Raw genomic sequence first — 19635 nt, 5'->3', positions numbered from 1 at the left:
TCCGGAGGATCCGAGAACAGCTCGCACCTGTCTACGATCCGACGGACGCTGGCGCCGGTCCGACCGGACGCCGAAGGATGACGGGTCACGGCAGACCCGGGAGAACAAGGGATGGGGCTCGTGACCGAGGACGAGGCGGGACGGCTCGACGACCAGCGGTTCGCGCAGTGGCTGGCGGCCGAGGCCGGTACGGCGCTCACCGCGCTGCGGGACCGGCAGGGCTTCGCCGACCCGAAGGCGCTCAAGGACGCCGGCGACCGCGCGTCGCACGAGGTGATGACGGCGGCGCTGGCCAGGCTTCGGCCGGACGACGCGGTGCTCTCCGAGGAGGAGGCCGACGCGCGCCGCGCGTGGGCCGACGGCGAGCGCGCGCCCCGGCACGAGGCGGACCGGGTCTGGATCATCGACCCGCTGGACGGCACGCGCGAGTTCTCCGAGGCCGGACGCGACGACTGGGCGGTGCACGTGGCGCTCTGGCAGCGCTCCGCCGCGCCCGACGGCGCGCTGATCGCCGGTGCGGTCGGCATGCCGGCCCGGACCACAGGGGACGGAACGCAGCTCGTGCTCGGCACCGACTGCCCGCAGCCGAAGCCGTCCGACGGCCCGATCCGGATCGCGGTGAGCCGCAGCCGCCCGCCGGCGTTCGTCGGCGAGCTGGTCGAGATGCTCGGCGCCACCGCCGTCCCTATGGGCTCGGCCGGTGTGAAGGTCTGCGCGGTGGTGACCGGCGAGGTCGACGCGTACGTCCACGCGGGCGGTCAGTACGAGTGGGACAGTGCCGCCCCGGTCGCCGTGGCGCTCGGTGCGGGCATGCACGCGTCCCGGATCGACGGCTCGCCGCTGCGCTACAACCGCGCCGATCCGCGCCTGCCCGATCTGCTGGTCTGCCGGCCCGAACTGGCCGACCAGTTGCTCGACGCGATCGCCCGGACCGGGGTCGAGATGCCCGCTTCGACCGTCACCGGCAGGCAGGGTGAAGCGTTCGGCTGAGTGTCACGGTACATACGGCCGGGTGGATGAGGGTTATCGTCGGGCAGGGACGCATGACGATCTGAGCCCTCGACACGGGCCGCCGACAGCCAGGGAGGGTCATGCCGGTCGACCGAGAGCCGCACAATGCCTTCGGGCAGCCGACCGGCCTGTGGCCGGGTCAGGACATTCCGCGCCAGGGAGGCGGTCCTTCGCTTCCCTGGCCGGAAGCCGAGAGCACGCCGCCGCCGGCCCGTTCCGACGGTGACCTGCCCTGGCCCGAGCGGGACCGGCCCGACGCCGGTCACCCGGACGGGCCGGTACACGACACGACGAGCTGGGAGCCCGTGCCCGCCACGGCGAACGGCTGGGCGCCGCAGCGTGACGCGCACGACGACGCCTGGCCGGCGCAGGCCGGCCACGCCGGCTGGGCGCCGCACGACGAGCCCGGCCGGGCTGGCGAGGCGGGCTGGGCCGCGGGCACCGCGGCGACCGCCACCCTGACCGGGCCGCCCCCGGTGGACGTTCCGCACGGACCGGCCGCCGGTGGGCCGGGCCAGCCGCCCGCACCACCGCTCGTCCCGGCACCGCCGCCGTCGTCCGGCGGCTCCCGGCGGCGCTGGCGCGTCGCCCTGGCGGCGGCCCTGGCGCTGGCCGTGGCCGGCAGCGGGGTCGCGGTGGCCGCGCTGCGGCCCGACGCCGCGAACCCGCAGGCCGGCGAGGCACCGGGCGCGGTCGGGCCGGCGACCTCGATGGGCCCGGGCAAGCCCGGGACACCCGGCGCCTCTCCCGGCGCCGACCAGGGTCTCGGCGGCAAGCCCTCGGCACGTCCGTCGGCCTCCGCGAACGCCGGGCCGGGCTTCACCGGTACGCGACTGACGCTCCCGGGCGCCTCGATCGGTGTGCAGAACGGGGAGACCTTCGGCCAGGCGCTGGCCCGTTCCGACCGGACCTTCGGCAAGCTGCGGATGGCCCGGATCTTCTTCCCCGGCCTGCCGCCGGCCTGGTCCGGCAGCCGCGCCGACGTGGTGGACCGAACCGTCGTGGTGTCCTTCAAGGCGTCGCCGCAGGAGGTGAACACCGGCAAGTTCGACTCCCGCCTGGCCTCCTGGTTCGCCTCGATCCCGCGTGAGCACAACGTCTACTGGTCGTACTTCCACGAGCCGGAGGACGACGTCGAGCGCGGCGCGTTCACCACGGCGGCGTACCGGACGGCGTGGAAGCGGATCGCCGGCCTGGCCGACCGGACGGGCAATCCCAAGCTGATCAACACGCTGATCCTGATGTGCTGGACGCTCGACTCGAAGTCCGGGCGCAGCTTCGACGCGTTCTACCCGGGTGGCGACGTGATCGAGGCGCTCGGCTGGGACTGCTACAACTGGGGCAAGAAGTGGAAGCGGTACGCCTCGCCCCAGGAGATCTACGGCCCGATGATCAGCAAGTCGAAGGCGCTGGGCAAGCCGTGGGGCGTCGCCGAGACCGGCAGCGACCTGGTGCCCGGTGACGCGGGCACCGGCCGGGCGGCCTGGATCCGGTCGATGACGAACTTCCTCAACGGCCAGCGGCCGGAGTTCGTGGCGTACTACAACCAGACAGTCAGTCAGGGTGACTTCCGGCTGCTCGACCAGCCGAGCATCCAGGCGTGGAAGTCCTTCTGCACGGCCTGATCACAGCGGAACGACGACGGGCGGGCGACCGAGGTCGCCCGCCCGTCTCGCGTACGGCTCAGATGCCCCGGCCGCGCTTGTGCAGCGTGCGCAGCACCCGGTCGGCCTGCACCGCCCGGCTAGCCACGGCCAGCGCCAGGTAGGCGCGCGGCTCCTTCGGGTTGCGGGCCAGCGTGCGCCGGGCCCAGCGGACCGCGTCCCGCCGGTTGCCCATGGCGGCCTGCGCGAACGCGATCTGACCGGCCACCCGCGCCTCGCCGTGCGGCACCGTGGCGAACTCCGGGTAGCGGCGCAGCAGCCACTGCAACGCGGTCGAGATGGTCTCCCAGCGCTGCGCGAAGTAGGACCGCTTGTGCCAGCGGACCAGCACGTACGGGCTCTCCACGTTCACCAGCGGGGCGTACCGGGCGGCGCGGAGCAGGAACTCGTAGTCCTCCGCGTAGCTGCCCGGGATCTGCTCGTCGACCAGGCCGATCGCGTCGAGCAACGCGGCCCGGCGGATCAGGAACGTGGACGGGTGCAGCTCGGTGAGCCGGTCGCGCAGCAGCGCCTCCAGCGAGATCCGGGCCCGGTCCAGCGAACGGTCCACCGTACGGTCGTCGTAGCTGACCCGGATGCCGCAGCTCACCAGCGCGCCGTCCGGGTGCGCGTCGAGCGCGCCGAACTGGGCGGCCAGCTTGCCGGGCAGCCACTCGTCGTCGTCGTCGCAGAACGCCACCCAGTCGCCGACGGCCGCCTCGATGCCGGTGTTACGCGCACCGGCCAGCCCGGCGGTACGGGTGTTCGTGATCACCCGGACCCGCCGGTCACCCCGGTCGGTCTCCAGCGACCGGTCCGGCTCGGACTGGTCGTAGACCACGATCGCCTCGATCAGGCCCGGGTGCGCCTGGCTGAGGATCGCGTCGAGCGCCGCACGCAGCAACTCCGGACGGTCCCGCGTCGGTACGACGACCGAGATGCTCGGCCCACTCATGCTCTCTCCACGGACTCGTCGGATCCCCGCTGGCCCAGATAGCCGTAGCGGACCCGCAGGGGAAGCGTGGCCAGGCTGACCACGGCACGGCTGCGGCGCGGCAGGCGGTCCCGCCACGCCTCGTCCCGCCGCACGGTCAGCGGTCCGCCGCTGAACCGCAGCGGGTTGCCGGCGACGCTGTGCGCGCGGAACGGCGCGGCGGGCTCGGGCGCCGCGCCGGTCCCGTCGGCCCCGGACAGGATGCGCAGCGCCGCCGGGTCGTCCGGCAGGCCGGCGAAGTCCCGTACCCGGCGTACGGTGCCGGCCGGGTCGGCGGTGAAGTCCTCGTACCGCAGCCGCAGCACCTTCGCCCGGGAGGCGAGCAGGTGGAACGCGGCGTTCTGCGCGGTCCACAGCTTGCTCACCTCGAACGGCGAGAAGGTCGGCATGAAGTCCTCGCCGTCGACCACCTCGGGGCGGCGCACCTGCTTGCCCCACGAGTAAGCCACCGCCCGGCTGTCCCGGACCAGGTGCAGCACCCGCAGGTCGAGCCCTTCGGCCCAGCGCAGCGCGAAGGCGAGCGAGGCGTGCTTGCTGGAGTCGACCACCACCCGCGCGCCGGTCGCCGACAGCGCGGCCCGGTAGATCCGGGTGTACAGGTCGGCGTATCGGCGCACGTCGGCCAGCTGGTCCGGCGGGAGCGCGTCCTTCGCGAGCCGGGGGATGTGCCGGGTCCGGTCGACCCGGTCCTTGAGGGCCAGCACGTCGTCCCGGTCGACGGCGGCCCAGCCGCCGAACGCCTGGTCGCCGACCTGCCGCCAGAACGGGCAGGCGGTGAACCGCTCACCGCAACCGCACCGCTCGTCCGCGCCGAGCGCCCGTTCCCACAGGTGCACGACCTCACCGACGGCGCACACGTCGGCACTCTGCGCCAGCAGCAGCTCCAGCAGCGTGGAGCCGCTGCGGCCGAGACCGCCGACGAAGAGGACCCGCGGCGGCGCCGGATCCGGGGCGCTCATCCGCGACGTCCGACGGCTCGCTGCCGTACCCGGCGGGCCACCAGCTCGTCGATCACGGCGCCGACCCGGGCGACCGCCTCGGCGCGCGGGTCCGGGCGGTTCGGGTCGGCGGCCAGCACGAAGCGGCTCGGGTCGGCCAGCCCCTCGTCCAGCGCGGCGACCAGCTCGGCCTCGGACTCGCACAGCCGCACCATGCCCGCCGCGCCCAGCCGGCGGGAGAACAGCTGCTGGTGGTTGTCGACGTGCTCGTCGTGCGTCGGGTCGCGGGGCACCACGATCGGCAGGTGGCCGTTGCGCCGGGCCTCGGTGATGGTGGCCGGGCCACCGTGGCTGACCACGAGCGTCGACTCCGCCATCGCCCGCTGGAGTTCCTCGTGGCCGAGGAACGGGGTGGCCTCGGGCAGGGCCGGGGTGCGGCTGTGGCCGTACTGGAGGACCAGCCGGACCTCCGGCCGGTTCGCGTGCCAGCGCTCCAGCCAGCCCACCAGCCGGTCGAAGCGGTGCACGTCGGTGCCGACAACGACGAGCACGTACGGCGTCGCGGAGCGCCGGTCCCGCTGCCGGGGGATCACAGGAGGTTCCCCACGACAGTCGCCTCCGGGTACATCCGGCGCTGCTCGTCCCACTGCACGAGCATCGCGGAGAGGAAGGGGCGGCAGAGCCGGGCGGTGAGGGTCGCGCTGTCGATCCGGTCGTACACCTCGATGTAGACCGTGGGGATCCGGCGCATCCGGGCCGCCACCACGAACGGCAGGGCGACCCCGGCGCCGGTGGTGACCACCGCGTCGACCTGACGCCGGCGGATCACCTTCAACGCGAGGAACGCGTTGCGTACCAGGTTCTTGACGTTGCGTGTGGTGGGGTGATGCGCCCAGACCACGTCCTCACCGGCGAGCAGCGAGCGGGCGTCGGGGGTGTCGAACGTTACCCACGCGCGGCGCCGATCCCGGTACCACGGTTCCAGGGCCAGGAGCTGGGCCAGGTGCCCGCCACTGGAACCCACCAGCAGGACCTGGCCCGAGTCCTCGGTTGACCCGCTCACCACAGACTTCCTCCCGTACGCGGACGACCGCGTCCGGAATTTTGTGAATGCCCCTCGGACGCGTCCTGACAACCTACTGGCGCGGCCATGGGCAACTGAAGGGGCCATTGGACGGATACTGACGCGCCGGTCGGCTCACTCCTCGATTCCCGTCACTGGGACATGCACCGATTGGCCACTGTCCAGGTCAGCCCGGTTCGCCCGGGACGCCGGGCCGGGCCACCGGGAGAAAGTGAGATGTGTCAGGATTCCGTCACCGCTCCGCACGAGAGCCGTCGGTGACGCCGGCTGTCCGGGGGCAGGTCGGGCCCGACACCGGGAAACCCGCCGAATGGTCAGCGCCGATCGACCATTTCTACGCGGGCTGCCCACACCCGGGCAGGCTTACCGGAACGTGAGCAGACTTTCCCTCGCCGTTCGGATCGGGGACACTCAAGGCCACGGTCAGGTCCAGCTGCGCCGTGGACTGCCCGGCTCGGTCGAAAGGGAGCGACAGACTCTGATGCCCTCACCCCATTTGGCCGAGAGCGACGCTGACGGTCTTGCCCTGATGGCCTACCTGGGCTGGCTGCGCCGCCGCTGGTGGATCCTGCTGCTCGCCGCGGCCCTCGGTCTTGGTGGTGGGCTGGCGCTGAGCCAGATCCAGGAAGCGCGCTACACCTCGACCACCTCGCTGCTGGTGCGCCCGCTCGGCTCGGGCGCGGAGAGCAACCCCAACGCCAAGGTCAACCTCGACACCGAGGCCCAGGTGGTCCGCTCGCTCGTGGTGGCCGAGCGGGCCAAGACGCTGATGAAGGTCGACACCGGCGCGGATCAGCTGGTCAAGTCGGTCACCGTCAAGGTGCCGCCGAACAGCCAGATCCTCCAGGTGGTGTACGAGACGAACAGCCCCGAGGGCGCCCAGTCGGGCTCGCACGCGTTCGCGCAGGCGTATCTGGACCTGCGCAAGGCCACCGCGCAGAAGACGCTGGAGAACGAGACGAACGCGCTCAAGCAGCAGATCGCCGCGTTGAACAAGGAGCTCAGCGCCGTCGCCGGGCGGATCGCGGCGGCGCCGTCCAACTCGCCGGAGCGGGAGCGGGCCGAGGCCGAGCGGAGCGTCCTGACCAACCAGATCACCGGCCTGAACAACCGGCTCAGCCCGCTGGTCTCGGCCGGCTCCGACCCGGGCGAGATCATCTCTGACGCCCGGCTGCCCGATTCGCCCAGCTCGCCGAACCGCACGCTCAACCTCGCCAGCGGCATGGGCGCGGGTCTGCTGCTCGGCATCGTGCTGGCACTGGTGCTGGACCGGCTGGACACCCGGATCCGGCGTGGCCGCGACATCTCCGACCGGGTCGGCCTGCCGCTGCTCGTCGAGCTGCCGTCGCGGACGCCTTCGCTGGCCGTCCTGCCGCCCACGCACCGGGTCTCCCGCGAGCTGGGCCGGCTGCGCAACGTGCTGCTGTCCGCCGTGCCCGAGCCGGCGCAGGGCGGACGCGGCCGCCAACTGCTGCTCTGCGACGCCTCGGCCGGCACGGCCGCCGGGTTCGTCGCCGCCAACCTCGCCGCCGCGTACGCGCGCACCGGCCAGCAGGTCGCGCTGATCACCACCAAGCCCGACTCGACGGTGGCCGCCATCACCGGCGTGGCCGAGGGGCGGCACAACCTGGCCTCGGTGCTCCGCCGCGACGTCCCCCCGCTCAAGGCGCTGGCGCCGGTGCCGGGGCTGGGCCAGCTCCGCGTGCTGGTGCCGGGCGACCTGGACGCGGAGGTCGAGCTGCCGGTCGCCGGTCTGCTGGAGATCCTGCACGAGCTGTCGGCGCGCTTCGACCACGTGATCATCGAGACCGCGCAGCCCACGTACGCGGTGGAGGCCCAGGCCCTGGGCCGGTACGTCGACGCGGTGATCATGGTGGCCGAGGCGGGCAAGACCCGGAGCGGCGAGATCACCGCCGCCCTGCAGCAGTTCGAGCAGGTGAACGCGCCGGTGATCGGCGCCGTGCTGGCCCCGCGCCTGCCCGCCCCGGCGGGCGACGCCGCCCGGCCGGCGCCCTCGGGCGGGTCGAGCGCGCCGGCGACCCCGGCGGCACCGGCGAACCGGCCCAAGCCCCGGCCGAGCCCCGGCCCGTCCGCCGAGTCGACGATGGTCCTGCCGCGCATGCAGTCCTCCCGCCCCGCCCCGGCGAAGCCGGCTCCCGGCAAGGCCGCCCCGCCGCCGCCTGCCCCACCCGCCCAGGGCAGCCAGGGCCGGCCGGGTAAGCCGGCCCCGCTGAACGGCACCGGCGGCACGTACCGCTCCCGGGGCGACGGCGACGGTCGCAGCTACGCCCTCGACTCCGGCGAGGACCTGGGGTGAACCGCCGGCAGATGCTCCGCGCAGCCCTCGCCCCGGCCGTCGTCCTCGGCGTCGGCACGGGATGCAGCGAGCCCGAGCCCAAGCCGGGCAAGATCCAGGTGGTGGACCCGGGCGACGTCACCGCCTCGCCGTCGGCGGCCAGCGCCTCGCCGAGCCTGCCCACCGGCCCGCTGACCGGTAAGCCGGTGAGCACCCCGGCCGCGGCGGCCCGCCAGGCGGTCGCGGTGCCGCTGCGGGTGAGCCCCGCCACCACCCCGGCCGGCCTGGAGGCCGCCGACCTGGTGTACGCCGAGTTCGCCGAGTCCGACACGCTGCACCTGACCGCCGTGTTCCACTCCAGGGACGCCGCCAAGATCGGCCCGGTCACCGAGATCCGGCCGGTCGACATCCGCTCGCTGTCCGTGCTGCGCCCGTTCGTCGGCTACGACGGCGGCCCCACCGGCTTCCTCACCCAGTTCGAGAACTCCGACCTCGACGGCGTCACACCCGACGACGACAGCAAGGTCTTCTCCGGCGACTACACGTCGACGGCGGCGCTGCTGAAGGCCGCCCCGAAGGGCGGCCAGCCGCCCACCCCGCCGATCGACCACGCCGGTGAGGGCGACGCGCTCGCCGTCCGCGACGTCGCGCCGGCCACCGAGCTGACCGTCACCGTCGCCGGTGGCCCGCCGATGGTCTGGCGGTACGACCAGGCGAAGTCCGTCTGGGCCGGCAAGGTCGGCAAGGTCACCGTGACCGCCGCCTCCGTCATCGTGCTGACGATGGAATACCGCACGCTCGACGTACGCAAGCCATCCCCGCGCTCGCTGCCCTCGGCGAACGTCTTCGGTGAGGGCGCCGTGCTCGCCGTGTCCGGGCCGAACAGCGTGAAGGGCCGGTGGCGCAAGCCTGGCCTGGGCATGGTCTGCACGTTCGCCGACACCGGCGGCGACCTCCTGCGTCCGCAGCCCGGCAACGCGTGGGTGATCTACGCGCCGACCACCGCCAAGGTTTCCGTGAAATGAGCACCGCCACCCCGCCCCGCACCGCGCGCGGGACGGTCCCGGTCGGGGCGGTCTCGCCGCCCGGCGGGAACCGCCTCCGGTCGGTGACGGTACGGCCGGAGAGCTGGTCGTGGCGGCTGCCGACGGCATGGCCGCTGATCTCGCTCTTCCTGCTGTACCCGCTGTGGTGGGTGCTCGGCGTGTCGAGCTTCGTCTTCGTCATCTTCGCCGTGCCGATGGTGGTGCAGATGCGCCGGCGCGGCCCGGTCCGGGTGCCGCCCGGCTTCGGGATCTGGATGGTCCTGCTGCTCTGGGTGTTCCTGTCCGTGCTCACGCTCGACCTCACCGCGCCGAACACGCTGCCCCCGGGCGGCAGCGGCAAGTACATCGGCTGGGGCATCCGGCTCGCCAACTACATCGCGATGACAGTGACCATGCTCTACGTCTACAACCTGCGGGAACGGGAGCTGTCCCAGCGCCGGATGGTCCGGCTGTTCGGGTTCATGGGCGTGGTCGTGGTGCTCGGCGGCTGGATCGGCTCGCTCTTCCCGAACCTCACGTTCGTCGCGCCGCTGCGCTTCGTCCTGCCCCAGTCGATCGCCGGCCACCCGTACGTCTCCTCGCTGATGGAGATCAAGTTCGCGCAGGTCCAGCAGGTGATCGAGGGGGAGGCCAGTTCACCCCGCCCGTCCGCGCCGTTCACCTACACGAACTCGTGGGGCGAGAACACCGCGATCCTGCTGATCTGGCTGATCGTCGGCTGGGTCGTGCTGGGCAAGCCGCTGCGCCGTACCGCCGGGGTGGCCATCGCCCTGGCGGCGATCTTCCCGATCGTCTACTCGCTGAACCGCGGCCTGTGGATCGGTCTGGGCATCGCCGCCGCCTACGTCGCGCTGCGGCTCGCGCTGCGCGGCCGGATGGTGGTGCTCGGTGGGCTCGCCCTCGCGGTCGGGCTGATCGGGGTGCTGATCGTCGCCACGCCACTCGGCCGCACCTTCGACGAGCGCCTCCAGAACGGGCACAGCGACGACATCCGCACCACGCTGTCCCAGGGTGCGGTCGCCGCGGCGAACCACTCGCCGATCCTCGGGTACGGCGGCAACCGGGCACTGATCGGCAGCAACCGGTCCATCGCGATCGGCAAGTCCGAGGACTGCAAGCAGTGCGGCAACCGGGAGCTGGGCAGCAACGGCCAGCTCTGGGCGCTGCTCGTCGGGCAGGGCTGGGTCGGCGCGATCTGCTACAACGCCTTCTTCGTCTACGCGATCTGGCGCTACCGGCGCGACCACAGCGCGATCGGGATCGCCGGCACGCTCGTCCTCATCCTCATGCTGTTCTTCCAGTTCACCTACGGGGTGATGGAAGCGACGCTCGCCTACGCCCTGATCACTGTCGCCCTGCTGGCCCGTAACGACCGGATACGCCGGTCGCTCGCACCGGCGGCACCGCAGGGCACGATCGCCGGGCTACGGGCCCGACTGGAAAAGACCGGTGACCGCTGATGGTGTTCCGCGTACCCCCGGACGGCGACGGCCGCGCCGCGTACCTCGGTGACCTGGCCGGGCTGATCTGGCCCGCGCCGGCCGAGCCCAGCCTGCGGCGCGGCGGCGCCGGCTGGGTGGTGGTGCCCTCGGCGGCCCGCCCCCGGCTGCTGGTGCCGACCGGCTCGGGCCGGGCTGCGGCGAGCGCGGTCCGGCACTCCACCGAGGCGGTCGGCCGCAAGGCCAAGCTGGTCCGGCAGGGGCTGGCCACCGCGTTCCGGCTCGGGCTGGGCCCGCTCGTGTTCCGCGACCGGCTGGTGGTCGACGGCGGCGGGCTGGACGCCTACCTGACCGAGGTGCTCGGCGAGCCGGCGCTGGTGAGCCTGCACATCGGGCCGGCGCGGGCGAACCGCAAGCCGGTGCTGCAACTGCTCGCCCCGGACGGCCGGGCCCTCGGTTACGCCAAGCTCGGCGTCGACCCGCTGACCCGTGCCCTCGTGCACGCGGAGGCCGACGCGCTGCGCCGCCTCGCCGAGGTGCCGCTCGGGCCGGTGGTAGTGGCCGGGGTACGCCATCACGGCGACTGGCACGGCCACGCGCTGCTGGTGCAGGAGGCGCTGCCGGTACGGCTGCCCCGGGCGACCCCGGCCGCCGCGGAGGCGGCCGAACGCGCCGCCATGGTGGCGGTCGCCGGCTGTCTCGGCGTACGCAAGCAGTCGTGGGCGGGCAGCGGGCACGCGGCCCGGCTCACCGCCGCGGTGGACGCGCTCGGGCCCCGGCCGGAGGCCGGGCGGCTGCGCGCGGCGCTGAAGTCGGTAGCGGACGCCGACCCGGTGGTGGCCTTCGGCGCCTGGCACGGCGACTGGAACGGCGGCAACAGCGCGGTGCTCGCCGACGGCCGGGTGCTGGTCTGGGACTGGGAACGGTTCGAGGCGGACGTGCCGGCCGGATACGACGCGCTGCACCTGGCGGTGCAGGGCGCGATGAGCCACGACGGGGTGGAGCCGGTCGAGGCGGCCCGGGCGCTTGTCGCCGGCGCCGGCGCGACCCTGGCGCCGTTCGACCAGACCGGTGGGGGCGCCGATCTGGTCGCTGTGCTCTACCTGGTGGAGCTGGCTACGCGCTATCTGCGCGACCGGCAGGCGGAGGCGGGTGCGCGGCTGGGGCACGTCGACACCTGGCTGCTGCCCGCCGTGGAGGAACACCTGGCCCGCCGGGCCCGGTGAGAGTGAGGAGTGGGGACGTGACGGTGGCCAGGGAGCAGGCGCTCCGCGCGGTGAAGTCGGTGAGCCGGACGGTCGGTCGATTGACCGCCGGCTCACGGATGGTGCCGGGATTCCTGATCGTGGGGGCGCAGCGCTGCGGCACCACCTCGCTGTTCAAGACTCTCTCGCAGCATCCCGGTGTGCTGCCGCCCGCGTACCACAAGGGCGTGCACTACTTCGACATGGACTACCACCGGGGCATGAGCTGGTACCTCGGGCACTTCCCCACCACCGGCAAGGCCGAGGCGGTGAAGGCCCAGATCGGGGTACGCGGGATCACCGGCGAATCGAGCCCGTACTACATGTTCCACCCGCTGGCCGGGCAGCGCATCGCCCGGGACCTGCCCTCGGTGAAGCTGCTGGTGCTGCTGCGCGACCCGGTGGAGCGGGCCTACTCCGCGCACTCGCACGAACTGGCCCGGGGCTACGAGACCGAGGCGGACTTCGAGCGGGCGCTGGCGCTCGAGGAGTCGCGTACGGCGGGCGAGCGGGAGCGGATGATCAGCTCCGCGTCGTACGCCAGCGAGCACCTGCAGCACAACGCGTACCTGGCGCGGGGCCGCTACATCGAGCAGTTGGAGCGCCTGGAGGCGCTCGTCGGCCGGGACCGGATGCACGTCATCGACAGCGACGACTTCTTCGCCGACCCGCGTCCCTCCTTCGACGCGGTCTGCGACTTCCTCGGGCTGCCCCGCTGGGCGGACATCGCGTTCGGCAAGCACAACTCGCGCTCGCGTTCGCCCATGTCGGCGGAGCTGCGGACCCGGCTGGAGGACCACTTCGCGCCGTACGACGAGCGGCTGGCGACGTGGTGGGGACGCGTACCGTCGTGGCGGCGGTGACCCGGGCGGACGCCGGCGGCACCCCGACGCTCACCGCACCGGCCCCCGGGCCGGGCGCGGGACTGGGCGGCGCGGCCCGGCAGGGCTTCGCCAACCTGGTCGGGGTCGGGCTGGCCGCGGTGGCCGGTTTCGGCCTGAACATCGTCATCGCCCGGGGCTGGTCGGTCGGCGAGGCGGGCATGTTCTTCGCGGCCACCAGCGCGTTCATGATCGCCGCCTCGGCGGCCCGGCTCGGCACCGACGTCGGCACCGTCTACTTCGTCAGCCGCCAGCGCACGCTCGACCGCCGCGACCAGATCCGGGGCACGATCCTGGCCGGGTTGCTGCCGGTGCTCGTGGTCGGCGCGGTGCTCGGGCTGGCCGGCTGGCTGGCCGCACCGGCGCTGGCGCGGGCCACCATGCCGGAGGCCGGTCCGGAGGCGGTGACCGCGCTGCGCATCCTGCTGGCGTTCGTGCCGCTGGCCGCGCTCAACGACTACGCGCTCGCCGCCTGCCGTGGCTTCGGGCAGATGCGCCCGCTGCTGACAGTCGAGCGGCTCGGCCGCACGCTCGTGCAGTTCCTGGCCGTGGCCGTGGCGGCCTGGCTCGGCCTGTCCGCCACCGTCGCGCTGCCGCTGGCCTGGGTGGTGCCGTACCTGTTCGCCGCGGTGGTCGCGCTGCTCTGGCTGAGCCGGCTGGTCGGCCGGGCCGGACGGCAGGTGACCCGGCCGGTGCCGGCGCGCGAACTCGTCGGGCCGTTCTGGCGGTTCACCGGCCCTCGCGCGATCAGCAGCCTGGCCGCGATCGTGGTGCAGCGGCTGGACATCGTGCTGCTCAGCGCGCTGCGCGGGCCGGCGGACGCGGCGATCTACACGGCCGCGACCCGGTTCCTGGCGCTGGGTCAGCTCTCCAGCGTCGCGCTGTCCAGCTCGGTGCAGCACCGGCTGGCCGCCGCGTTCGCCCGCGACGACCGGGCCGAGGCTCGCCAGCTCTACCAGACCGCCACCGGCTGGCTGGTGCTGCTCTCCTGGCCCGCGTACCTGATCTTCGCGGCGTTCGCCACGCCGATGCTGGCGCTGTTCGGATCCGACTACGGCGACGGCCGCCGGGTCGTGGTGCTGCTGGCGCTGACGATGCTGCTGGCCACCGGCTGCGGCATGGTCGACATGGTGCTCAACATGGCCGGGCGCACCGCGTGGACGTTCTACAACGCGATGACCGGCACCGTGCTCAACGTGGTCGGAAACCTGGTGCTCATCCCGCGTTACGGCATCCTCGGCGCGGCCCTGGCCTGGATCGTCTCCATCCTGGTCACCAACCTGGTGCCGCTGACCCAGCTCTGGTGGTCGATGCGGCTGCACCCGTTCGGCGCCGGCACCCGGGCCGCGATGGCGCTGGCGGTGGTCACGCTGGGCCTGCCGCTGGGCGCGGCGAGCCTGCTCGGCGCCGGTCCGCCGGTGCTCGCGCTGGTGACCGCCGCCGGTCTGGCCGCGTACCTGGCGGGCGCCTGGCGCTGGCGGCGCACCCTGCACCTCGACGCGCTGCGCGCCCTGCGCCGTGGCCGCAACCGGGCCGGGGCGGACCCGGCCGCCCAGTCCTGACCGATTCTGCGCACCGATGGGATCTTCGATGACAAGCGACTCCCCCCTCGCCCCGCACTCCGGCCTGTCCGCCGTGAAGGCCGCGAAGCTCGCCGCGGTCGGGCTGCTGGCGGACCGCAAGGAACGCCGCGAGCTGGAACGGCCGGTCGAGGCGGGTGGCCGCCGGCTCACCCTGAAGGTGGAGCGGCCGATCTTCATCCTGGGCGCCCCGCGTTCCGGCACCACGTTCCTCGGCAGTTGCGTCGGCGCGCTGCCGGACGTGTCGTACCACTTCGAACCGCGGCTGACCAAGGCGGTCGCCCGCTGTGTCTACGAGGGAAGCTGGACGCCGCAGCGGGCCGCCCGCTACTTCCGCGGCTACTACGGCGCGTTGCTCGCCGCGTCCGGACACGGTGGACTGCGTTTCGCCGAGAAGGACCCGGAGAACTGCTTCATCGTGCCGTTCCTGACCGAGGTGTTCCCGGACGCGGTGTTCCTGCACGTCTACCGGGACGGGCGGGACGTGGCCGTGTCGCACGCCGAGCAGCCCTGGCTGAACGCGGCGTCCACCGGGAGCGGCCGCAGCGGCCGGGGCGGCACGCCGTGGGGGGCCGCGCCCCGGTTCTGGGTGGAGCCGGAGCGGCGCGAGGAGTTCACGCGGGTCTCCGACCTGGGCCGGTCGGCCTGGATGTGGCGGCGGTTCACCGGCAGCGCGCTCACCCAGCTCGCCGAACTGCCGGCGGACCGGGTGCGGCACCTGCGGTACGAGGACGTCGTCACCCGCCCGGCGGAGGCGGCCGAGACCGTGGCCGACTTCCTGGAGGTCGGAGACCCGGCCGGGCGGGAGGCGCTGCACGCCCGCTTCGCCAAGGCGCGGCCCGGCTCGGTGGGCCGCTGGCGGCAGCGACTGACCGAAAAGGACCTTGCCGACGTGATGGCTCAGGCCGGACCGCTGCTGGCGCAACTCGGCTACCCCGCCTGAACGCCGCGTCACGGGTAGAGTGCCAGGGGTCGCCCGCCAGGCCCGGCGTGCCTCTCCGCCCCCGCGGATCGTCAGGGCCTCATGCCGTGGCCGGCGACCGTCCTGGGGAGAGGTTGCGGTGGTACGACGGTTACGACTGACGATGGCTGCCGTGCTGGGCCTGGCCCTTCTGGCTCCGGCGGTGGCGGCCTGTGACTCCGGTTCCGAGCGGTCCGACGGGACGGCGACGACGGCGGCGCCGCCCCCGCCGACAGTGACACCGCGGACCGCTCCGGTCCGCACCACCGGGCGTGGGCCGGAGCCGCCGGCGGAGGGCGCCTGGCTCGGCACCTGGGTCAAGCCGCAGAACCACAACGCCGCCGGGCGGGCCGCGGCGTTCGACGCGTTCAACCAGGCGGCCGGCGGCAAGCTCGCCATCGCGCACATGTTCCACGAGTGGAACGAGCCGTTCCCGACCAACACCGAGAAGATGTTCCAGTCCCGGGGCAGGCTCCAGATGATCTCGTGGCAGGGCACCGACACCCGGTCCACGGTCAGCGGCGTCTACGACGCGCTGATCCGGGAACGCGCGAAGGACGTCAAGGAGTTCGGCGTTCCGGTGCTGCTGCGCTACCGGTGGGAGATGGACCGGCCGAACCTGGCCGCGAGCATGCACTCACCGGAGGACTACGTCGCCGCCTGGAAGCACGTCCGCGGCATCTTCACCGAGATGGGCGTCACCAACGCCGGGTGGGTGTGGTGCCCGCACGCGGACGGGTTCGCCGAGCCGCAGCGCCGGGCCGCCGACTACTACCCCGGCGACGACCAGGTCGACTGGCTCTGCGCGGACGTCTACCCCAGTCCGGAGTGGAACAGCTTCTCCAACCGGATGGACCACTTCATGGCGTTCGCCAAGAAGCACCCGCGGCCGGTCATCATCGGCGAGTACGGCCTGACCCAGGACGGGCGGCCGGGCCAGCGCGCCGACTGGATGCGCGAGGTCGGGCCGTACCTGAAGAAGCACCCGCAGATCAAGGCGGCGGTCTATTTCGCGGCCCGGCAGACGGAGAAGCCGATCTACGACAGCACGTTCGGCGACGACCCGGAGAGCGAGAAGGTCTTCCGGGAGATGGCGACCGATCCGTACTTCCAGGCGCCCCTGCCAGACCTGAGTGTTCCCTCAGGGCAACCCTCCGTGTCCACCAGGTGATCGTCGCTCGTCTTTTCGTGTGACCCGGGCCGTTTCCTCGGCCAAAAAGGCCGAACCCGGGTGGACGGGCGATGCCCGAATGCGAGAAGGTATTGCTCTCACGTCTGCGGTCGGTCGAGTGACGCCCCGCCTCATGTCGGCACCGACCACGATCGCAGCGCCTCCGACGTTTCCCCCCGGAGTAGCCTGTGGCTTCCTCGATCCTGAGACACCGCTCGGTGTCCGCCTTCGGCGCTGCCGTGCTCGGCATCGCCACCTTGTTCACACCGGTGCCGGCGCTGGCCGCGCCGGCCTCGGCACCCGCGCCCGACCACAGCACGATGGTCGGCGAGGTGCCCTCGGACAAGACGCCGAACATCAACGACGGCAACGTCGTGGCCATCTACGACGCCGGCAGCAAGGTGATCGTCGGCGGCTCGTTCACGAACGCGCAGAACCGTGGTTCCTCGCCCACTCCGGTCGACCGCCGCGGGCTGCTCGCCTTCGACAAGGCGACCGGCAAGATCGACAACGCGTTCGCGCCGGTGCTGGACAACGACGTCACCGCCATCATCGCCGGCCCGACGCCGGGCACCGTCTACGTGGCCGGCAAGTTCAACAAGGTCGGTGACAAGAACTTCCGCAAGCTGGCGCTGCTGAACGTCGCCGACGGCACCCCCGTCGACGGGTTCAAGGGTCCGGCCTTCAACGGCACCGTCAACGACATCGCGCTCGTCGACGATCACCTGCTGGTCGGCGGCATCTTCACCACGGCGACCGCGACGATCAACCGCAACGGGCTGGCGTCGCTGAACCCGACCACCGGCGCGGTGGACGACTACCTCACCGTGTCGCTCACCGAGAACCACAACTGGACCCCGACCAACAACGGCGCCTCGGCCGGTGTCGGTACGGAGAAGCTCACCGTCTCCCCGGACGGCAAGCACCTCGTGGTGATCGGCAACTTCAAGAAGGCCGACGGGGTCGTGCACGACCAGATCGTGCGGATCAACCTGGGCGCGAACTCCGCGACCGTCGCCGACTGGAACACCGACGGCTACTCCGCGGCCTGCAAGTACACCGCGTTCGACTCGTGGGTGCGCGACGTCCAGTTCTCCCCGGACAGCAAGTACTTCGTGGTGGTCACCACCGGCGCGTCGTACCCGGGCACGCTCTGTGACTCCGCGGCGCGCTGGGAGACCGCGGCCACCGGCGACGGCCAGAAGCCGACCTGGACGAACTTCAGCGGCGGCGACACCTTCCTCTCCGTCGGCATCAGCGAGAAGGCCATCTACGTAGGCGGTCACTTCCGCTGGTCGAACAACCCGCTCGCCCGCGACAAGGCCGGACCGGGCGCGGTGCCGCGGGCCAGCATCGCCGCGCTCGACCCGGTGAGCGGCCTGCCGCTGTCCTGGAACCCGGGCCGCCACCCGCGCGGCTACGGCGTCACCGAGATGCTGGTGACCCAGGAGGGCCTCTGGCTCGGCAGCGACCAGGAGTACATCGGCAACTTCGACTACCAGCGCAAGCGGCTCGCCTTCTTCCCGCTGGACGGCGGCAACGCCCCGCACTCGACCAGCACGAAGGGCCTGCCGGGCAACGTCTACCAGGCCGGTCGGGCGGCGCAGACCGAGGTGCTCTACCGGGTCAACGCCGGTGGTCCGGCCATCCCGGCCACCGACGGCGGACCGGACTGGGCGGCCGACAGTGCCACCGAGCCCAGCCCGTACCACAACACCGGCAACCAGGTCACCAGCTACACCACGAACGCGACGTTCGACGCCACCGTGCCGGCGAGCACGCCGGCCACGCTGTTCAACACGGAGCGGTGGGACGAGGCGACCGCGCCGGACATGCAGTGGGACATCCCGGTCGCGGCCGGCACCCGGGTCGACGTCCGGATCTACATGGGCAACCGCTGGTCCGGCACGAGCAAGCCGGGCGCCCGCAAGTTCGACGTCAGCGTCGACGGTGTGCTCAAGCTGAACGACTTCGACCCGGTCGTCGCGGCCGGCGGGACCGACCGCGGCACCATGCAGTCCATCTCGGTGGTCAGCGACGGCGTGGTCGACATCGACTTCGGCCGGGTGCTCCAGAACCCGCTGCTGCACGGCATCGAGATCGTCAAGACCGCGCCCACGCCGGACGCCTCGGACGTGCTCTACCGGGTCAACGCGGGTGGCGACCAGTTGGCGGCACCGAGCGGCCCGGCCTGGGCCGCGGACACCGCCGCCGCGCCGAGCACCTACCACAACGCCGGCAACCAGGTGACCAGCTACACCACGAACGCCTCGCTCGACGGCACGGTGCCGTCGGGCACGCCGGTCGAGCTGTTCAACGCGGAGCGGTGGGACGAGTCGCCCGCGCCGGACATGCAGTGGGACTTCCCGGTCCCGGCCGGCACGCCGGTGCAGGTGCGTCTCTACCTGGCGAACCGCTGGTCCGGCACCGCCACCGCCGGCAAGCGCAAGTTCAACGTGACCATCGACGGCGTGGTCAAGCTGAGCAACTTCGACCCGATCGCCGCGATCGGCGCCACCAACCGGGGCACCATGCGCGCGTTCCCGATCACCAGTGACGGCAACATCGACATCGACTTCGGTCGCGTCCTGGAGAACCCGCTGGTGCAGGGCATCGAGATCGTCAAGCTGCCCCCGGTGCCGCCGGCCACCACCGTCGACAGCATCACCAAGCGCACGTACGACGGTGCTACCTCGGTCGGCAACGCGATGTCGGTGCCGAACGGCGACAACACCGGCTGGTCGAAGATCAAGGGCGCGTTCTGGGTCGGTGGTGACCTGTTCTACGGCGTCGGCGGCGACCTCTACAAGCGCTCGTTCGACGGCAGCGAGTTCGGCACCGCCAAGAAGCTCGACCCGTACCACGACGCCAAGTGGGACACGGTCGTCACCGGCTCCGCGCCGGAGGGCTCCACGTACGCCGGCATGACCGGCAACTTCGCCGCGGAGCTGCCGAACGTGACCGCGATGTTCTACAAGAGCGGCCGGATCTACTACTCGCTGGCCGGTCAGAGCACGCTGTTCTGGCGCGGGTTCGCGCCGGACACCGGCACCGTCGGCGCCGAGCGCAACACGGTCACCGGCACCACCGCCTTCGCCGACGCGGGCGGCCTGTTCCTGGACGGCGACAAGCTCTACGTCGTCTCCCGGAGCACCGGCAACCTGTCCTCGATGGCGTGGTCGGACGGCGTGCCGACCGGCTCCGCCACGGTGCGCAGCGGTCCGGGCGTCGACGACGTGGACTGGCGCGGCACCTCGGTCTTCGTCGGCCCCTGACGGGCGGGCACGACCGAAACGGAACGCATGACGACGATGGCCCGGCCGATATCGGCCGGGCCATCGCCCTTT

15 protein-coding genes are annotated in these 19635 nt (G+C 72.7%); 11 read left to right on the top strand and 4 right to left on the bottom strand.

Annotated features, from left to right (window positions below; translation table 11 throughout):
• The first annotated feature begins 111 nt into the window (after positions 1–111).
• Together ACGFIA_RS25720 and ACGFIA_RS25715 are read left to right on the top strand one after the other, a co-directional pair.
• The gene (locus ACGFIA_RS25720; RefSeq protein ID WP_357381938.1) at positions 112–990 is read left to right on the top strand and encodes a 3'(2'),5'-bisphosphate nucleotidase CysQ; all 879 of its coding nucleotides are present in this window, start codon (positions 112–114) and stop codon (positions 988–990) included.
• 101 nt (positions 991–1091) lie between these two features.
• The gene (locus tag ACGFIA_RS25715; RefSeq protein WP_357381940.1) at positions 1092–2636 is read left to right on the top strand and encodes a hypothetical protein; all 1545 of its coding nucleotides are present in this window, start codon (positions 1092–1094) and stop codon (positions 2634–2636) included.
• A 58-nt stretch (positions 2637–2694) separates the two neighbouring features.
• Here the strand turns inward: ACGFIA_RS25715 and ACGFIA_RS25710 are convergent, their stop codons facing one another.
• Genes ACGFIA_RS25710 through ACGFIA_RS25695 form a run of 4 tightly spaced genes read right to left on the bottom strand, consistent with a single transcriptional unit; the run spans position 2695 to position 5652 of the window.
• Positions 2695–3609 carry a glycosyltransferase family 2 protein gene (locus tag ACGFIA_RS25710; RefSeq protein ID WP_357381942.1) on the bottom strand — a complete coding sequence of 305 codons (915 nt, stop codon included), beginning with the start codon at positions 3607–3609 and terminating at the stop codon, positions 2695–2697.
• Complete coding sequence (locus ACGFIA_RS25705) at positions 3606–4607, bottom strand: sulfotransferase (protein WP_357381944.1); 1002 nt, start codon at positions 4605–4607, stop codon at positions 3606–3608. The genes ACGFIA_RS25710 and ACGFIA_RS25705 overlap by 4 nt, the downstream gene beginning before the upstream one ends.
• Complete coding sequence (locus tag ACGFIA_RS25700; protein ID WP_357470786.1) at positions 4604–5179, bottom strand: glycosyltransferase; 576 nt, start codon at positions 5177–5179, stop codon at positions 4604–4606. Before ACGFIA_RS25700 ends, ACGFIA_RS25705 begins: the two co-directional genes overlap by 4 nt.
• A complete protein-coding gene (locus ACGFIA_RS25695) occupies positions 5176–5652 on the bottom strand; it encodes a UDP-N-acetylglucosamine--LPS N-acetylglucosamine transferase (protein ID WP_357381948.1) in 477 nt (158 codons plus the stop codon). The genes ACGFIA_RS25700 and ACGFIA_RS25695 overlap by 4 nt, the downstream gene beginning before the upstream one ends.
• Before the next feature lie 514 nt (positions 5653–6166).
• Here ACGFIA_RS25695 and ACGFIA_RS25690 point away from each other — a divergent pair.
• The 9 genes from ACGFIA_RS25690 (at position 6167) to ACGFIA_RS25650 (ending at position 19563) form a co-directional block, all read left to right on the top strand.
• On the top strand, positions 6167–7987 hold the full coding sequence (locus tag ACGFIA_RS25690; RefSeq protein WP_357479734.1) for a Wzz/FepE/Etk N-terminal domain-containing protein: 1821 nt from the start codon (positions 6167–6169) through the stop codon (positions 7985–7987).
• On the top strand, positions 7984–8991 hold the full coding sequence (locus tag ACGFIA_RS25685; protein ID WP_357381952.1) for a DUF3048 domain-containing protein: 1008 nt from the start codon (positions 7984–7986) through the stop codon (positions 8989–8991). Before ACGFIA_RS25690 ends, ACGFIA_RS25685 begins: the two co-directional genes overlap by 4 nt.
• Entirely contained in the window at positions 8988–10472 is a 1485-nt protein-coding gene (locus tag ACGFIA_RS25680; RefSeq protein ID WP_357381954.1) for an O-antigen ligase family protein, read from the top strand. Before ACGFIA_RS25685 ends, ACGFIA_RS25680 begins: the two co-directional genes overlap by 4 nt.
• Positions 10472–11677 carry a hypothetical protein gene (locus ACGFIA_RS25675; RefSeq protein ID WP_357381956.1) on the top strand — a complete coding sequence of 402 codons (1206 nt, stop codon included), beginning with the start codon at positions 10472–10474 and terminating at the stop codon, positions 11675–11677. The genes ACGFIA_RS25680 and ACGFIA_RS25675 overlap by 1 nt, the downstream gene beginning before the upstream one ends.
• A gap of 17 nt (positions 11678–11694) precedes the next feature.
• Positions 11695–12558, top strand: a complete 864-nt coding sequence (locus tag ACGFIA_RS25670) for a sulfotransferase (RefSeq protein ID WP_357381958.1) — start codon at positions 11695–11697, stop codon at positions 12556–12558.
• On the top strand, positions 12555–14138 hold the full coding sequence (locus tag ACGFIA_RS25665) for a polysaccharide biosynthesis C-terminal domain-containing protein (RefSeq protein WP_393262507.1): 1584 nt from the start codon (positions 12555–12557) through the stop codon (positions 14136–14138). The genes ACGFIA_RS25670 and ACGFIA_RS25665 overlap by 4 nt, the downstream gene beginning before the upstream one ends.
• Before the next feature lie 28 nt (positions 14139–14166).
• Complete coding sequence (locus tag ACGFIA_RS25660; protein WP_357470775.1) at positions 14167–15099, top strand: sulfotransferase; 933 nt, start codon at positions 14167–14169, stop codon at positions 15097–15099.
• Between the two features lie 142 nt (positions 15100–15241).
• On the top strand, positions 15242–16288 hold the full coding sequence (locus ACGFIA_RS25655; RefSeq protein ID WP_357381964.1) for a glycosyl hydrolase: 1047 nt from the start codon (positions 15242–15244) through the stop codon (positions 16286–16288).
• 188 nt (positions 16289–16476) lie between these two features.
• Complete coding sequence (locus ACGFIA_RS25650) at positions 16477–19563, top strand: malectin domain-containing carbohydrate-binding protein (RefSeq protein WP_393262503.1); 3087 nt, start codon at positions 16477–16479, stop codon at positions 19561–19563.
• The last annotated feature ends 72 nt before the right edge of the window (positions 19564–19635 follow it).

The organism is Micromonospora sp. NPDC049203 (genome assembly GCF_043197215.1).
Taxonomy (GTDB): Bacteria; Actinomycetota; Actinomycetes; order Mycobacteriales; family Micromonosporaceae; genus Micromonospora.
This window is presented reverse-complemented; position numbering and strand designations above follow the sequence as displayed.

Excerpts from the sequence above, each read along its gene's own strand:
- ACGFIA_RS25720 (WP_357381938.1), top strand. The coding sequence starts at position 112 with ATGGGGCTCGTGACCGAGGACGAGGCGGGACGGCTCGACGACCAGCGG.
- ACGFIA_RS25705 (WP_357381944.1), bottom strand. The coding sequence starts at position 4,607 with ATGAGCGCCCCGGATCCGGCGCCGCCGCGGGTCCTCTTCGTCGGCGGT.
- ACGFIA_RS25675 (WP_357381956.1), top strand. The coding sequence starts at position 10,472 with ATGGTGTTCCGCGTACCCCCGGACGGCGACGGCCGCGCCGCGTACCTC.
- ACGFIA_RS25715 (WP_357381940.1), top strand. The coding sequence starts at position 1,092 with ATGCCGGTCGACCGAGAGCCGCACAATGCCTTCGGGCAGCCGACCGGC.
- ACGFIA_RS25680 (WP_357381954.1), top strand. The coding sequence starts at position 8,988 with ATGAGCACCGCCACCCCGCCCCGCACCGCGCGCGGGACGGTCCCGGTC.
- ACGFIA_RS25655 (WP_357381964.1), top strand. The coding sequence starts at position 15,242 with ATGGCTGCCGTGCTGGGCCTGGCCCTTCTGGCTCCGGCGGTGGCGGCC.
- ACGFIA_RS25710 (WP_357381942.1), bottom strand. The coding sequence starts at position 3,609 with ATGAGTGGGCCGAGCATCTCGGTCGTCGTACCGACGCGGGACCGTCCG.
- ACGFIA_RS25660 (WP_357470775.1), top strand. The coding sequence starts at position 14,167 with ATGACAAGCGACTCCCCCCTCGCCCCGCACTCCGGCCTGTCCGCCGTG.